This window comes from Streptomyces sp. TE5632, from assembly GCF_054061295.1.
This window is the reverse complement of the sequence record NZ_JBSSEA010000003.1, coordinates 3,863,081-3,878,257: the sequence shown is the minus strand read 5'-3', so window position 1 is coordinate 3,878,257 and position 15,177 is coordinate 3,863,081. Positions and strand designations below refer to the sequence as shown.

Below are 15,177 nucleotides of genomic sequence, written 5' to 3'. Positions count from 1 at the left end.
GTGGGGGAGGCACCGTTGCATACCCGCAGGAACCAACCCGATGTACCGGCGCCGGACAGTCCGTGGAACGAGATCGCGCCCGGCCTGTGGATGGGTGGGCACGAGTTCAGGGGCCGGTCCGGGCAGCTGGAGCTCGCGGTGGTCCGACAGGAGTTCGATCTTGTGCAGACGCTGCTGCGGCTGCCGGGGCACGGGCCCGGTCCCGGGGTCGAGCACCATGTGTGGCCCATCCCGGACGGACCGCTCGACGGAACGCAGCTTCTGGGGGTCATGCGGCTCGCCGAGGCGGCCTGCGAGGCGCTGGACGACGGCCGCAAGGTCCTCGTGCGCTGCTACCACGGGTACAACCGCTCCGGCCTGGTCGTCGCGCACGCGCTGATGCGCCGGGGCAGCTCCGCCGATGCGGCCATCCGGCTGATCCGGGCCCGCCGTTCGGGCTGGGCCCTGCACAACGAGCTGTTCGCCGACTACCTGCGAGCGGGGCTGACAACAGTCCGGCTGCTGGAGGAACTGGCCGAGTAGCAGCACCGTCCCCGATGGCGCACCAAGGCAGGCGGGTGTGCAGGGCTGCTCCTAGTGTGGCGATTAGTCACCTTCGACTCTTTCACCCCCATATGGAGGTACTGCATGTCCTCGCACTCCCCGCGTTCGTCGCGCTCGTCGCGTTCTCCCCTCATCCGCCGGCTACCCATATCCCTGGCCGTCGGTGCCCTCGCCCTCGCGACCGCCGTCACCCCCGCCGTCGCGAGCGACAGAGGGGACGACGGCGACCAAGCGAGCTGGAGCCAGCAGGGCGGCAACGGCCACAACAACAACGGCAACGGCAACAACCAGCAGGGCGGCGGGAACGGGAACGGGAACGGGAACGGAGGCAACCAGCAGGGCGGCGGCAACGGCAACGGCAACCAGCAGGGTGGCGGCAACGGGAACGGCAACGGCAACAACCAGCAGGGTGGCGGCTACGGCAACCAGCAAGGCGGCGGCAACGGGAACAACAACCAGCAGGGCGGTGGCAACGGGAACGGCCACGGCAACAACCAGCAGGGCGGCGGCAACAACAACGGAGGCAACCAGGCCGGCGGCAACGGCCACGGAAACGGCAACAACCAGCAGGGCGGCGGCAACGGCAACGGCAACAACCAGCAGGGCCACGGCTACGGCAACCAGCAAGGCGGCGGCAACAACAACCAGCAGGGCGGTGGCAACCAGGCCGGCGGCAACCACGGCAACCAGGGCAAGTTCAAGGGCGTCGTCACAGCGGACTCGCTGGCCCTGCGCAGCTCGCCGCACCGCGGCTCACGCGTCATCCGCTACGTCCGCAAGGGCGATGTCGTCTCGATCTACTGCAAGGTCGGCGGGGACTCCGTGCAGGGCAACCCGCTCTGGTACCTCCTCACCGACGGCACCTGGGCCTGGGGCCCCGCCCGCCACATCGACACCATCGGGCCCGCGCCACGCTGGTGCTGACGGGCACACCATGTAAACCGCCTCATATGGGTAGGTTCCGCACATGAGCAAGGCCGGAATCTCCCTGGCGACGGCTGATCCGACCACGCCCGCCGCTCCCCTCCCCCGGCGCCGTGGCATCGAACTCGCCCTCATCGTCCTGGCCGTCCTGTTGTCGGTGTTCGGCTACTGCGCCGTCGGACTCGCCAGGAACGGCTCCGTCCCGCCCGGCGCCGCCGGTTACGGCGCCGGGCTCGGCGTGCTCGCCCTGGTCGCGCATCTCGCGGTGCGCTTCCGGGCCCCCTGGGCCGACCCGCTGCTGCTGCCCATCGCCGTCCTGCTCAACGGGCTCGGTCTGGTGCTGATCTACCGGCTCGACCTGGAGACACCCGGCGACCGGGCCGCCCCGACCCAACTGGTGTGGTCGACGCTGGGAGCGGCGCTGTTCATCGCGGTCGTCCTGCTGCTGCGCGACCACCGGCTGCTCCAACGCTTCACCCGCGCCTGTGCCGCCTTGGCGCTCGTCCTGCTCACGGCGCCGATCCTCTTCCCGGCGGTGAACGGGGCCCGTATCTGGATCCGGGTCGCCGGGTTCTCCATCCAGCCGGGCGAGTTCGCGAAGGTGCTGCTCGCGGTGTTCTTCGCCGCGTACCTGGCGCAGAACCGGGCCGCGCTCACCTACGCCGGCCGCAGGGTCTGGGGTCTCCAACTGCCCACCGGCCGGGTGCTCGGACCGATCGTCGCGGTGTGGCTGGTGAGCGTGGGCGTGCTGGTACTGGAGCGGGATCTCGGCACGTCACTGCTGTTCTTCGGCCTGTTCGTCGTCCTGCTGTACGTCGCCACCGGCCGCACCGGCTGGCTCGCCGTCGGCCTGCTCCTGGCCTCGCTGGGCGCGGTGGCCGTGGGCCGGCTGGAGCCGCATGTGCACAGCAGGATCGAGACCTGGCTGCATCCGTTCGCCTCGATCGAGGCGGGCGAGGGCCCGAACCAGCTGGCGCAGTCCCTGTTCGCCTTCGCGGAGGGCGGGCTGCTCGGTACCGGACTGGGGCTCGGGAACTCCGTACTCATCGGCTTCGCGGTCAAGTCCGACTTCATCCTGGCCACGGCGGGCGAGGAACTGGGGCTGGCCGGGCTCTGCGCGATCTTCCTGCTGTACGGGCTGCTGGTGGAGCGCGGCTACCGCGCGGGGCTCGTGCTGTGCGACCCGTTCGGCCGGCTGCTCGCCGTGGGGCTCGCCGCGATCGTGGCACTCCAGGTGTTCGTCATCGCGGGCGGGGTGACCGGGCTGATCCCGCTGACCGGGATGGCGATGCCGTTCCTGGCGCAGGGCGGTTCGTCGGTGGTCACCAACTGGGCGATCGTGGCGCTGCTGGCCCGACTGAGCGATTCGGCACGGCGCCAGGGGGACGGGTGCCGTCCGGGGAACGGAGGCGCCGGGTCGTGACGCGGTACATCCGGCACGCCGCCGCCTTCTGCGCGCTGCTGCTGCTCGCCCTGCTGCTGAACGCCACGCGTGTGCAGGTGCTGCGGGCCGACGCCTACGACGACAACCCGGCCAACCGCCGTGACGCCATCGCCCGCTACCGCCAGCCGCGCGGCGACATCCTGGTCGACGGCCGCCCGGTCACCGGTTCGCGGGACACCGGGGAGCATCTGCGCTACGAACGGACCTATGACGCCGGACCGTTGTACGCGCCGGTGACCGGGTACGCCTCGCAGGAGTACGGGACGACCCTGCTGGAGGACACGGAGGACGGGCTGCTGTCCGGCACCGACCCGGTGCTCCAGCCGTTGCCGCTGTGGAACGACTTCACGCGCTCGCGCAACGCGGGCGGAAACGTCGTCACGACGATCGACCCGGCCGCGCAGCGGGCCGCGTACGAGGGGCTGCGCTCGCGCAAGGGCGCGGTGGCGGCGGTGGAACCGTCGACCGGACGGATCCTGGCGCTGGTGTCCGTCCCGTCGTACGACCCGGAGCTGCTGTCCGGGAACGGGGCGGCGGCGCGCGGCGCCTGGGAGCGGCTGAACGCCGATCCGGACAGGCCGATGCTGAACCGGGCGGTGCGGCAGACGTATCCGCCGGGGTCGACGTTCAAGGTGGTCACCGCGGCGGCGGCGCTGGACTCGGGCGCGGTCACCGACCTCGACGCGCCGACCGACTCCCCCGACCCGTACCTCCTGCCGGGGACGACGACACGGCTGACGAACGGGTCCCGGGGCTGTGCGGACGCCTCGGTGCGGGAAGCGTTCACCTGGTCCTGCAACACCGTGTTCGCCAAGCTGGGCGTGGCCACGGGCCTGGCGGACCTGACGACCACGGCCGAGGGCTTCGGCTTCAACGACGGCGGGCTGCGGGTGCCGTTCCCGGTGGCGCGCAGCACCTTCGACACCACGATGGACCGGGCGCAGGTCGCGCTGTCGTCGATCGGGCAGTACAACACGCGGGCCACCCCGCTGCAGATGGCGATGGTCGCGGCGGCCGTCGCCAACAACGGGCAGGTGCGGGAGCCGTATCTGGTGGAGCGGACGACCCGGGCGGGCGGCGGCACCGTGTCGACGGCCGGCTCGCGTCCGACGCGGCGCGCCATGTACCCGTCGACGGCGCTGCGGATGCGGGAGCTGATGCGGGGGGTGGTGGAGGGGGGCACCGGCACCAACGCCGCCATCCGGGGTGCCGTGGTCGGCGGCAAGACCGGCACCGCCCAGCACGGCATCGGCAACTCCGGTACGCCGTACGCGTGGTTCGTGTCCTGGGCACAGGGCGACGGGGACGCGGAGGCGAAGGTCGCGGTGGCGGTGGTGGTGGAGGACGCGGCGGCGAACCGCCGGGAGATCAGCGGCGGCGGAACAGCGGCGCCGATCGCGCGGGCGGTGATGGAAGCGGTACTGAACTCGTAGGCGGAGAGGACCACTTGGTGAGACGGGGGCTACCGAGGCGTCCCGTTCCCGGCTTACCGTCCGGTTCATGACCGGAGCCGGCACCACCCACGAACTCGCCCAGGTGAACATCGCCCGCCTCAAGGCCCCGCTGGACTCGCCGCAGCTGAAGGACTTCGTCGACAACCTCGACCCGGTGAACGGGGACGCCGAGGCCGCCGACGGCTTCGTCTGGCGCCTGCAGAGCGAGGAGGGGAACGCGACGGACATACCGGTCCTCGGCGACGCGTGGCTGATCGTCAACATGTCGGTGTGGCGGGACACCGACGCCCTGACCGCGTACGTGTACCAAGGGCGGCACCGGGAGATGCTGGGCCGGCGCGCAGAGTGGTTCGAGCGGGTGCGGGAGGCGATGACGGCCCTGTGGTGGGTCCCGAAGGGCCACCGCCCCACGGTCGCGGAGGCGGAGGCGCGGCTGCTGCACCTGCGCACCCACGGCCCGACCCCCTACGCGTTCACCCTCCGGACGTCGTTCCCGGACGGCTCGGTCTAGCGGCGGCGGTCGACAGCGGTGAGGTCGATGTCGATGGGGAAGTCGATGGGGAAGGGGACCGTGACCTTGAGGCGGTTGTGGAAGATGCCCACGGGCACGTACGCCTTGGTCGCCGGGTCCAGCTCGTAGACGTAGACCGCGGGAAGCCCGTCGTTCTCCTCGACGCGCCAGAAGTGCCTGACACCCGCGGCGGCGTAATTGCGGGGCTTGGTCTCGCGGTCCCGGTCCTCCGAGTCGTCGGACACGACCTCGGCGGCCGGGGTGACGTCCCCTGGCAGGAGCCTGGTTCGCTTCGGCCCGGTGTCGGCATCGGCGCGCGCCACCATCACGTCGGGTTCCGGACGCTTCCGCTTGTCGAGTGTCACCGTGGAATTGCGGTAGACCTCGCATGCGTCCGGCGCCTGCTCGACGAGGGCGCGTTCCGGCAGGCTGACCGTGCGCGCACGGAAACGTGTCTGCGGGCTCGCGAAGACAAGACTCCCGTCGATCAGTTCCGTGCGCCGCGGCAGGTTGGGAAGCTCGTCGAGGTCGTCCGCGGTCCAGCCGCCCTCTGGCGGACGAGGCCACTCGTGGTCGCCGTCCAGCCCGTAGTCGCGCGCTGTGCGCATGCTCGCTCCCATGTACTGGGGTCTGCCCGGCCGCGTCAGCGTACCCGGGGCGTCAGGTGGGTCGTCCGTCGACAAGTGCCGCCCGAGGGATTGACGGGCTTGCTGACAAGCAGTCTCATAAGTGGGGTGAACCGTCGGTAACCCGATACGCCCTCGAGGTGGAGCCGCCATGACGAGCCAGAACCGGACCCTGACGGAAGCCGATGCGCTCGACGGGCTGCGCGACGCGCTCGGCCCGCTCAAGGACCGGGAACAGGTGGCCCAGCGGCTGCTCGACGCCTCCGCCAGGCACTCCTTCGACCCGGACGAGGAGCTGGACTGGGACGCTCCGTTCGAGGAGGGCAAGTGGTTCTGGCCGCCGGAGCTGGTGTCCCTGTACGGCACCCCGCTGTGGAAGCGGATGAGCGAGGAGCAGCGCATCGCGCTCTCCCGGCACGAGGCCGCGGCGCTCGCCTCGCTCGGCATCTGGTTCGAGCTGATCCTGATGCAGCTGCTGGTGCGGCACGTCTACGACAAGGCCGCCACGAGCGCGCATGTGCGGTACGCGCTCACCGAGATCGAGGACGAGTGCCGGCACTCCAGGATGTTCGCCCGGGTGATCACGCGTGGCGGCACCCCGTGGTACCCGGTGAGCCGGACCCATCAGCAGCTGGGGCGGCTGTTCAAGACGATCTCCACCACGCCCGGCTCCTTCACGGCGACCCTGCTCGGCGAGGAGGTCCTGGACTGGATGCAGCGGCTGACCTTCCCGGACGAGCGCGTCCAGCCGCTGATCCGGGGCGTCACGCGCATCCACGTCGTCGAGGAGGCCCGGCACGTCCGCTACGCCCGTGAGGAGCTGCGGCGCCAGATGGTGACCGCGCCGAAGTGGTCGCAGGAGTTCACCCGGATCGCCTCCGGCGAGTTCGCCCGCGTCTTCTCGGTGGCGTTCGTGAACCCCGAGGTGTACCCGAACGTCGGGCTGGACGAGCGCGAGGCCGTCGCCCAGGTCGCAGCGAGCGGGCACCGGCGGGACGTGATGCGGCAGGGGTCGAAGCGGCTGACGGAGTTCCTGGACGACATCGGCGTGCTGCGCGGGGTCGGACGGCGGTTGTGGAAGTCGTCCGGACTGTTGGCATAGGCAGTCGCCGGAAGCGGTTGGTTACGCTGCGGGGCATGACCCCGCAGGCTCCCACCCCCGCCTATCGGCGCCTCGGCGTCGAGGAGCGGCGCAGTCAGCTGATCGACGCCGCGCTGTCCCTCTTCGCCCACCGCGCGCCCGACGAGGTGTCGCTGGACGACGTGGCGGAGGCTGCCGGGGTGTCGCGCCCCCTGGTGTACCGGTACTTCCCGGGCGGCAAGCAGCAGTTGTACGAGGCGGCGCTCAGGTCCGCCGCCGACGAGCTGCGGCACTGCTTCGACGAGCCGCGCGAGGGTCCGCCGCTGCCCCGGCTGGCCAGGGCCCTCGACCGTTATCTCGCCTTCGTCGACGGGCACGGCCCCGGGTTCAGCGCGCTGCTGCAGGGCGGGAGCGTCGTGGAGACCTCCCGGACGACCGCCGTCGTCGACGGTGTGCGCCGGGCCGCCGCCGAGCACATCCTCAGCCATCTCGGAGTCACCGAGCCGGGCCCCGGGCTGCGGATGACCATCCGGATGTGGATCACCGCCGTGGAGGCGGCCTCGCTGATCTGGCTCGACGAGGACAGGCTCCCGCCGGTCGACGAGCTGCGGGACTGGCTGGTGGAGCAGTTCCTGGCCGCCCTGGAGGTGACCGCGCGGCGCGACGCGCAGACCGAGGCACTCGTCCGGGCCCTGCTGGCGGACGGCTGACGTACCGCCGCCGACCGGACGGCCTGCGGGCGGCATGGCCGACACTGGAGGCGTGAAGAGTCAGGACACCCCCTTCGAGGGCGGGCCCATGGACGGGCGCGTCCTGCCCGTGCTGCTGGGCATCACCGGGCACCCGCCCAAGACGTACCGCATTCCCGTCCCGGCCCCGGACGGCGGCCCGGCCACCGTGCTGATCTACCGGCGGGTGCCCCGGGAGCAGGGCGGGCGGATCGGGCTGACGCGGGGGTGGAAGTACCTGTACGACCCGAGCGGGGCGGCGACCGGCCGGCCGAGGTGGCCGTGGTCGGGGCGCACCCGGAAGCCCGCCGCCGATCCAGACGCCACGCCGGGTGGCAAGCCGGACGACGCCGACGGGTGACGCCGTTGCGCCGAACCGCGCACACCCGGCGAGCGGGCCCGGCCAGGCCGCCGGATGCTCGCGATGCGGAGCGGAGGAGCCGCCCGCGTCGGAGGTGATGGCGTGTCAGGAATGCTTCTGCGTCTGGTGTGCACGGCGGCGGTCGCGGCCGGGACCGTTCTCGCGCCGGTGCCCGCGACGGCCGCCCCAAAGCCGCTGGAGAGCACCGCGGTGCGGCTCCCCGGGGCCTCCGGGAACGACGACGGTGCTCTCGAACCGCCGGCCGGACCCCGCGAGCGCTCCGTCGCCGAGCTGCTGACGGACCTTCAGCGGCTGTACCGCGCGGTGGGGAACGCCACCGCGGCCTACGAGGCCACCGAGGAGCGGCTGACGGAGCAGCGCGCCGAGACCCGGCGGCTGGAGAGCGCCCTCGCCCGCGCCCGGCTCTCCCTGCACGACAGCCGGGGCGCGGCCGGACGGCTGGCCCGGCACCAGTACCAGAACAGCACCGGGATCTCCCCGTACGTACGGCTGCTGCTGGCGCGCGATCCGCAGCGCGCGCTCGACCAGGGGCATGTGATCGGGCGGCTGGCGCGCAACCGGGCGGACACGGTGGGCCGGCTGACCGGCAGCGAGAAGCGGGCCGACGAGCTCGCCCGGCGGGCCCGCAGGGCGCTCGCCGACCGGTTCGCCCTCACCGAACGGCGCGGGAAGGAGCGGGACGCGGTGCGCGAGCGGCTCGACGAGGTCGAGGAACTGCTCGCCTCGCTCAGCCCCGAGGAGCTGGCCGCCCTCGCCGAGCGGGAACGGGCCGAAGTGGCCCGGGACCAGGCGGAGTTCCTGGCCTCCGGCGCCCTGGGCGCACCCGGCGTGTCCGGTGCTCCCGGCGGCGGGCGCACCCCCTCCGCGGCGGGCGACCGGGCCGTGCGGTACGCGGTGCAGCAGATCGGGAAGCCGTACGAGTGGGGCGCGGAAGGCCCCGGGGCGTACGACTGTTCGGGGCTGACGTCCGAGGCGTGGGGCGCCGCCGGAACGTCCGTCCCCCGGACCAGCCAGGAGCAGTGGGCGCGGCTGGAGCGGGTCGCGCTGGACGAACTGCGGCCGGGTGACCTCGTCGTGTACTTCCCCGAGGCCACGCATGTCGCCCTCTACCTGGGTGACGGCATGGTGGTGCAGGCACCCCGGCCCGGCGCGCGGGTCAAGGTCTCCCCGATCGCGGCCAACCCGGTCCTGGGCGCCGTACGCCCCGACCCGGCCGGGGAGCCCCTGCGGCACTATGTGCCGCCGGAGCTCCCCGAGGGGGCGACGGAGGGACCCGACCAGGGCTACGCGCGCGCCTACGCGCCGCCCGCCGCTCCCGAGACCTCCGCCAGGTAGGCCCCGGCCTTCTCCGGGTCGTAGAAGAAGTTCTCGAGGTCGGCCGGGTCGTCGAAGCAGTTGACGAACCGGTCGGCGACGGGCTGGAGGCTGCCCGCGGCGCCGAGCACCTCGAGGACGTGCGCGGGCGGCGGGGCCAGCATGGCGTTGGTCCACTTGGTGACGTACTGGGCCGTGTCCCAGTAGCGGTCGAAGGTCTGCCGCATCCACGCCTCGTCGAACGGCTGCTCACCGTGCTCGATGATCGAGGCGAGGTAGGAGGCGGCGCACTTGGAGGCCGAGTTGGAGCCCTGGCCGGTGATCGGGTCGTTGGCCACGACCACGTCGGCGACGCCGAGGACCAGGCCGCCGCCGGGCAGCCGGCCGACGGGGTTGCGGACGGTCGGGGCGTAACGGCCGGCGAGGGTGCCGCCGGCGTCGGTCAGTTCGACCTTGCTGGTCCGCGCGTGCTCCCAGGGGAGGAACTTCTCCATGAGTTCCAGGGTCAGGGAGAGGTGCTCCGCCGGGTCCTTGACGTCCTTGAAGGCGTCCAGCGGGCCGCCGGGTATGCCCTCCCAGAACAGGATGTCGGCACGGCCCGACGTGGTGAGCGTCGGCATGATGAACATCTCGCCGACGCCGGGGACGATGTTGCAGCGGACCGCCTCGGTGTCCGGGTGCTCCGGACGCGGGTCCATCCCGTGGACGTAGGCCACCGCGAGCGCCCGCTGCGGCTCGGCGTACGGGGAGCGCGAGGCGTCGCGGCCGAACATCTGCACGAGTTCGCCCTTGCCCGCGGCGACGAGCACGAGGTCGTAGGTGCGGGAGAAGTAGTCCAGGTCGCCGACGGCCGCGCCGTGGATGACCAGCTGGCCGCCGCGCTGCGCGAACGTGTCCATCCAGCCCGCCATCTTCACCCGCTGGTCGACCGACTGCGCGAACCCGTCGAGCAGGCCCAGCCAGTTGATCGCGCGCTGCGTCGGGCCCGGGTCGTGCGAGCCGGGGGCCGCGACCGAGACACCGAGCCCCTGGATCTTCGGGGCCTGGGACTCCCAGAAGTTCAGCTGGAGATCACGCTCGTGCTGCAGGGCCGTGTGGAACATGCACTGCGTCGACATCACCCGTCCGGTGCGGATCTCGTCCGCGGTCCGGTTGGACATCAGGGTGACCTCGTACCCGTGCGACTGAAGGCCGAGGGCGAGCTGGAGACCGGACTGACCGGCTCCGACGACGAGTATTTTCCGCATGCGGGGGGTTCTCCTAGGGGACGGGGGCTTCCGGCAGCCGAGCGGGGGCTTCCGGGCTACTCCGGGGTTTCCTCGAGCGCGTGACCCACCAGGGACAGGAGGGTCTCGATGACCGAGATCCGGCGCCGGGCGTCCATGATCATGACAGGTATGCGGTCCGGGATGGTGAGCGCCTCCCGCACATCGTCCGGCTCGAACATCTCGGTCTCGTCGAAGTGGTTGACCGCGACGATGTACGGCAGCCCGCAGCTCTCGAAGTAGTCGAGCGCCGGGAAGCAGTCCTTGAGCCGGCGGGTGTCGGCCATGACGACCGCGCCGATCGCACCGCGCACCAGGTCGTCCCACATGAACCAGAACCGCTGCTGCCCCGGCGTGCCGAAGACGTAGAGCACCAGGTCGTCGTCGAGCGTGATGCGGCCGAAGTCCATGGCCACGGTGGTGGTCAGCTTGTCCGGCGTGGCGGTGAGGTCGTCGGTCTCGGCGCTCGCCTCGGTCATCAGCGCCTCGGTCTCCAGAGGCTTGATCTCCGAGACGGTGGTGACCAGTGTGGTCTTGCCGACTCCGAAGCCGCCGGCCACCACTATCTTCGTGGCGATCGGGGCGCGGGTACGGTCCGTCTGCCAGGGCAGCAACTGCTCGTCGTCCTCGACGAGCGGGGAGACGCCTTGAACTGCGTCAGAGACGGCGGAGTCCACTCAGCACCCTTTCCAGCAACACGCGGTCCGGGCGGCCCGTGCCGTGGCCGGTTCCCGTTCCGTAGACACGGATCTTTCCCTGGTCCGCGAGGTCGCTCAGGAGCACCCGGACCACGCCGAGCGGCATCCTCAGCAGCGCGGCGATCTCGGCCACCGTGCGCATCCGGCGGCACAGTTCGACGATGGCCCGCATCTCCGGCATGATCGTCGACTTCAGCGAGCCCTTCGTCAGCTCCTTGCGCTGCTCGGCGGCCTCCAGTTCGGCGGTGGCCGCCACGAACGTCTCGACGAGGAGCACATGGCCGAAGCGGGTACGGCCGCCGGTGAGCGAATAAGGGCGAACCCGGGCGGGTTTGCGGTCCCCGCCGCGGATCGGGAGGTTCTTCCTGGTTTTACCGCTCAACAGGGGCTCCCGGTGGACTCGTTTCCAGGGTCTTGTTCTCCAGGGACTTGCGCAGTTCGCTGCGGAGCTCGGGGGTCAGGACATGGCCGGCCCGGCCCACGAACAGGGCCATGTGGTACGCCACCACGCTCATGTCGCACTCCGCGGAACCGTGCACACCGAGCAGCGAGCCGTCGCTGATCGACATCACGAACAGACTGCCCTCGTCCATCGCCACCATGGTGTGTTTGACCTGGCCGTAGTCCATCAGCTTGGCGGCACCGATGGTCAGGCTGCCGATGCCGGAGACGATGGTGGCCAGATCGGCGGCGGAGCCTCGCGGGCCGGCGCGTTTCCCGGCTCGCGCCTCGGGTGCCCCGGCGGCGGCCTCGCCCTGGTTCGTCCGGGCGTGCACGAGGTCGGGGTCGGAGGAGAGCAGCAGCAGCCCGTCGGAGGAGACCACGGCGACCGAGAGGATGCCGGGCACCTCCTCGACGAGGTTGGTCAGCAGCCAGTGCAGGTTGCGGGCCTCACTGCTCAGTCCGAAGGTACTGGGCGCGGTCAACTGCTTGCCTCCTCGACGGTGCCCCCCGTGACTTCTTCGGATGGTGCGGCCGCGGTGGACGGCGGTCGGTGCGGTCCCGTCTCCTCGGCGATCTCCACTTCGACGTCCCGGCGTCCGGCCTCCGCCCCCTGGCGGAAGCCGCCGAGGCGGCGCCGCAGGGCGTCGGCGTCCACCGAACCGGTGCGCTGCCTGGGGGCCTCGGCGCGCGCGGCGATCTTCGGTGTGCGTTTGGGCAGGCCCTTGGCGGTGACCGGTTCCTCCTCCTCCGCCTCCGGGCCGTCGGGCACGCGCGTGTGCTCGGCGTCGGGAGCGGAGGCGGGAGCGGGCACGGACCGGGCCGGCGGTGCGGCCGGAGGCTCGGGCCTGGTGTCCGGCTGGGCACCCGGGGCCTTCGTGTCCGCCGCCGCGGTCGCGTCGGGCGCGGGCGAGGGCGACGGGATCAGCAGCTCCATGGTGGTCTCGGCGGGCCGCTGATGCGTCCCGTCCGCAGCCTCGGGGCCACCGTCGCCGTCGCTGTCGTCGCTGCCGCTGTCGCCTGCTCCGGCGAGGGGCTCGGCGGCGGCCTCGGCAGGGGCGTTCTCCGCGGGCTCCTTCGGCGCGTCGCCCGTGGGCTCCTGCTCGGCGGGGGGCTCCGTGGCCGGTGCCTCCGTGGCGGGTCGCTGCTGCTCCACCGCCTGTTCCGCCAGGGCGACCAGCGGGTCGTCGCTCTCCGTGCGGCCGTGCAGGACGTTGGCGTTGGCCTCGGCGTCCGCGCCCGGCAGGGAGACGCGCTGTGCGCCGGCGGTGCCGGAACCGGAGGCGGGTACGGCGGTGGGCGGGGCGGGCTTGGCGGCCAGCAGGCTCGTGGGAAGGACCACGACCGCGGCGACGCCGCCCTGCTTCTGCTCCCTCAGCCGCACCCTCGCCCCGTGCCGCTGGGCGAGCCGGGCCACGACGTACAGGCCGAGTCCGAGGCCGTCCTCGCCCTCGTGCTCGTAGGGCGCCTCCGGGTCGAAGTCGGACAGGCGGGCGTTGAGCCGCTCCAGCCGGTCCCCGGCCATGCCGATGCCCTCGTCCTGCACGGAGAGCATGACCTCGCCGCTCTCCATCAGCCAGCCGGAGACCTCGACGGGCAGGTCGGGCGGGCAGAACGAGGTGGCGTTCTCCAGGAGTTCGGCCAGCAGATGGCTGAGGTCGTCGGCGGCGAACCCGGCGATGTGCGCGTGCGGCGGCAGCGAGGCGATCCTGACCCGCTCGTACCGCTCGATCTCGCTGACCGCGGCCCGTACGACGTCGACGAGCGGCACCGGACCCGCCGCGTGCTGGACGTGTTCGGTGCCGGCGAGGACGAGGAGGTTCTCGCTGTGCCGGCGCATCACCGTGGCGAAGTGGTCGAGCTTGAACAGGGTGGCCAGGCGGTCCGGGTCGTCCTCGCGCTCCTCCAGGCCCTCGATGACACCGAGTTGCCGTTCGACCAGGCCGAGGGTGCGCAGCGCCAGGCTGACGAAGGTGCCGCCGATGCTGGTGCGCAGCTGCTCCAGACGGGCGGCGGACTCGGTGAGCTCGGTGCGCAGCTCCTCGCGGGCGTCGGCCATCAGCTGCCGCTGCGCGACGAGGTGCTTGCGGTCGGCCTCGAGGGTGGCGATCCGCGTGGTGAGCTGCGCGGCGTGCGCGTGCAGGGCGTTGACGGAGCGGACGACCTGGGCGAACTCGTCGTTGCGTCCGGTGAAGGTGACCGGCTCTTCGACGCTCGGGTCCTCGGCCCCGGCGAGGCGGGCCGAACCGCGGCGCAGCACGGACAGCGGGCGGGTGAGGGTGCGGGCCATGGCGGTGGCGACGCCGACCGCGAGCAGCATGAGGGCGCCGAGGACGGCGACGTGGATCTCCAGCGCGGTGACGTCGTCGTCGCGCAGCTGGGCGAGGTCCTTGGTGCGCTTCTCGAAGAGGGCGGACTCCACTCCGCGCATCGTCTCGACGCGGGCGGTGAGCGCGGCCTCCAGCTTCTTGGCGTCGGTGGCGAGTTCGTCGTCGGAGAGGGACGGCTGGTCGGTGAGGCTCGCGAGGTACTTCTCGGCGGAGTCGACCTCGGGTCCGGTCACCGTGGAGTCGTAGGACGCGCGGGCCGCCCTGGGCGCCGTGTCACGGAAGTCGGCGAGGGCGGCGTCGGAGCGCAGGCGGGCCTGGAGGGCCGCGGTGGTCAGCTCGTCGCGCCGCTCGGTGTCGGCGTCCGAGGAGGCGGTGGACGTGGTGGGCAGACCGGTGATCGGGTCGATGACGGTCTGGGTGGTGCTCGGCACGTTGAGTGCGGCGAGCAGCAGCCCGCGGGTGGCGGCTGCCTGCTGGACGGCGGAGTCCAGTTCGGCGAGCGCGTGGGCTCCGGAGCCCGCACGGGGCGGGGTCCGCTCCGCGAGCTGCTCGGCGAGCCGGTGCAGCTGGGTGATGGCGGTGGAGTACGCCTGGTGCGCCTCGAGCGCGCTGCTCTTGCCGGTGAGCGCCGCCCTGCGCACGGCCGCGATGGCGTCGAGGTCGTCGCGCATCGCTTGGGGGGTGCCGGTGTCGGCGCGCAGCTCCTCGACCTGCCGGTCGACGCGGGCGCTGTCCTGTTCGGCGGGTGCCTTGGACTTGGGGCGGCCGGCCGCGATGTAGGACGTGACCTCGTCCCGTTCGTCGGCGAGGGAGTGCGCGAGCGTCAGGGAGTCCTGGGTCCGCTCGGCGAGGGTCACCAGGTTCTGGGAGTCGTTCAGTTGCCCGGAGGCCGCCAGCACGGACGGTGTTCCGGCGCCCGCGATCGCGGCGGCCACCACCGCGACGGCCACGATGAGCCGATTGCGCACATGGGTGGGGCGGCCCTTGCCGACGGTGGGCTTCTGGTCGGCGTCCCCCGTGGGGGCCGTCTGCTTGCCTGTGCGACGAGGCCGCGTCTTCTGCACCGGTGCTCGCATTCCTGACTCGTGTACCCGTGGGTCCGGGTGACGATCCGTCAACAGGCGTCTACGCCCTGCTCGTGACAGGCACCTGCGTCCTGCCCGGACTGTCGACCGCGCTGGGCCCGTGAGACGCCCCCAGCGCCTCCCGACCCTCCCAGCGCCTCTGGGCGCTGGATACGCATCACCTGACCCGCCACTCGAAGGAGTGAACATCGGAGGCGAGTTGAGGGGCAAGTCCCGCCACGCCACGCGGCGGCCGTGCGCGGCGGGCCGGTTGGACGTCTGCGGCGGCCAATGGCAGTATTCGCCGCCACGCGCGCCCGGAGCACGGCATTCCCACCCAAACTCGGCTCCTGACCTGCACGGTCCTGGGAA

Annotated in this window: 15 protein-coding genes; 9 read left to right on the top strand and 6 right to left on the bottom strand. The window is 72.1% G+C overall.

Going from position 1 to position 15,177, the window contains the following annotated elements; translation table 11 throughout:
• Nucleotides 1-15: 15 nt before the first annotated feature.
• The 5 genes from ACVW19_RS23040 to ACVW19_RS23020 all read left to right on the top strand — a co-directional run bounded on the left by ACVW19_RS23040 (nt 16) and on the right by ACVW19_RS23020 (nt 4,876).
• Complete coding sequence (locus ACVW19_RS23040) at nt 16-522, top strand: protein-tyrosine phosphatase family protein (RefSeq protein ID WP_457461392.1); 507 nt, start codon at nt 16-18, stop codon at nt 520-522.
• A 105-nt stretch (nt 523-627) separates the two neighbouring features.
• Nucleotides 628-1,467: an SH3 domain-containing protein gene (locus tag ACVW19_RS23035; RefSeq protein ID WP_457461391.1), complete on the top strand. Its 840-nt coding sequence runs from the start codon at nt 628-630 to the stop codon at nt 1,465-1,467.
• A 43-nt stretch (nt 1,468-1,510) separates the two neighbouring features.
• Entirely contained in the window at nt 1,511-2,890 is a 1,380-nt protein-coding gene (locus tag ACVW19_RS23030) for an FtsW/RodA/SpoVE family cell cycle protein (protein ID WP_457461389.1), read from the top strand.
• Nucleotides 2,887-4,344 (top strand): penicillin-binding transpeptidase domain-containing protein, encoded by a 1,458-nt coding sequence (locus tag ACVW19_RS23025; RefSeq protein ID WP_457461387.1) that lies wholly within the window; start codon nt 2,887-2,889, stop codon nt 4,342-4,344. The genes ACVW19_RS23030 and ACVW19_RS23025 overlap by 4 nt, the downstream gene beginning before the upstream one ends.
• 67 nt (nt 4,345-4,411) lie before the next feature.
• The gene (locus ACVW19_RS23020; RefSeq protein WP_457461386.1) at nt 4,412-4,876 is read left to right on the top strand and encodes a DUF3291 domain-containing protein; all 465 of its coding nucleotides are present in this window, start codon (nt 4,412-4,414) and stop codon (nt 4,874-4,876) included.
• Here ACVW19_RS23020 and ACVW19_RS23015 read toward each other — a convergent pair.
• Entirely contained in the window at nt 4,873-5,484 is a 612-nt protein-coding gene (locus ACVW19_RS23015) for a Uma2 family endonuclease (protein ID WP_457461384.1), read from the bottom strand. The genes ACVW19_RS23020 and ACVW19_RS23015 overlap by 4 nt on opposite strands.
• Before the next feature lie 169 nt (nt 5,485-5,653).
• Between ACVW19_RS23015 and ACVW19_RS23010 the strand changes: the two genes are divergently transcribed.
• From ACVW19_RS23010 to ACVW19_RS22995, 4 genes are all read left to right on the top strand, one after another.
• Nucleotides 5,654-6,604, top strand: coding sequence for an AurF N-oxygenase family protein (locus tag ACVW19_RS23010; protein ID WP_457461382.1), 951 nt, complete (start codon nt 5,654-5,656; stop codon nt 6,602-6,604).
• 35 nt (nt 6,605-6,639) lie between these two features.
• A complete protein-coding gene (locus tag ACVW19_RS23005; protein ID WP_457461380.1) occupies nt 6,640-7,293 on the top strand; it encodes a TetR/AcrR family transcriptional regulator in 654 nt (217 codons plus the stop codon).
• 52 nt (nt 7,294-7,345) lie between these two features.
• Nucleotides 7,346-7,672 (top strand): hypothetical protein, encoded by a 327-nt coding sequence (locus ACVW19_RS23000; RefSeq protein ID WP_457461378.1) that lies wholly within the window; start codon nt 7,346-7,348, stop codon nt 7,670-7,672.
• A gap of 102 nt (nt 7,673-7,774) precedes the next feature.
• Complete coding sequence (locus ACVW19_RS22995; RefSeq protein ID WP_457461377.1) at nt 7,775-9,028, top strand: NlpC/P60 family protein; 1,254 nt, start codon at nt 7,775-7,777, stop codon at nt 9,026-9,028.
• Here the strand turns inward: ACVW19_RS22995 and ACVW19_RS22990 are convergent.
• From ACVW19_RS22990 to ACVW19_RS22970, 5 genes are read right to left on the bottom strand one after another with little or no spacing between them, the layout of a single operon-like run.
• On the bottom strand, nt 8,989-10,254 hold the full coding sequence (locus ACVW19_RS22990; RefSeq protein WP_457461375.1) for a styrene monooxygenase/indole monooxygenase family protein: 1,266 nt from the start codon (nt 10,252-10,254) through the stop codon (nt 8,989-8,991). The genes ACVW19_RS22995 and ACVW19_RS22990 overlap by 40 nt on opposite strands.
• Before the next feature lie 56 nt (nt 10,255-10,310).
• Complete coding sequence (locus ACVW19_RS22985) at nt 10,311-10,949, bottom strand: GTP-binding protein (RefSeq protein WP_457461373.1); 639 nt, start codon at nt 10,947-10,949, stop codon at nt 10,311-10,313.
• The gene (locus ACVW19_RS22980) at nt 10,930-11,352 is read right to left on the bottom strand and encodes a DUF742 domain-containing protein (RefSeq protein ID WP_457461372.1); all 423 of its coding nucleotides are present in this window, start codon (nt 11,350-11,352) and stop codon (nt 10,930-10,932) included. Before ACVW19_RS22980 ends, ACVW19_RS22985 begins: the two co-directional genes overlap by 20 nt.
• Nucleotides 11,342-11,896 carry a roadblock/LC7 domain-containing protein gene (locus tag ACVW19_RS22975; protein ID WP_457461370.1) on the bottom strand — a complete coding sequence of 185 codons (555 nt, stop codon included), beginning with the start codon at nt 11,894-11,896 and terminating at the stop codon, nt 11,342-11,344. The genes ACVW19_RS22980 and ACVW19_RS22975 overlap by 11 nt, the downstream gene beginning before the upstream one ends.
• The gene (locus ACVW19_RS22970; RefSeq protein WP_457461367.1) at nt 11,893-14,805 is read right to left on the bottom strand and encodes a nitrate- and nitrite sensing domain-containing protein; all 2,913 of its coding nucleotides are present in this window, start codon (nt 14,803-14,805) and stop codon (nt 11,893-11,895) included. Before ACVW19_RS22970 ends, ACVW19_RS22975 begins: the two co-directional genes overlap by 4 nt.
• Nucleotides 14,806-15,177 lie beyond the last annotated feature (372 nt).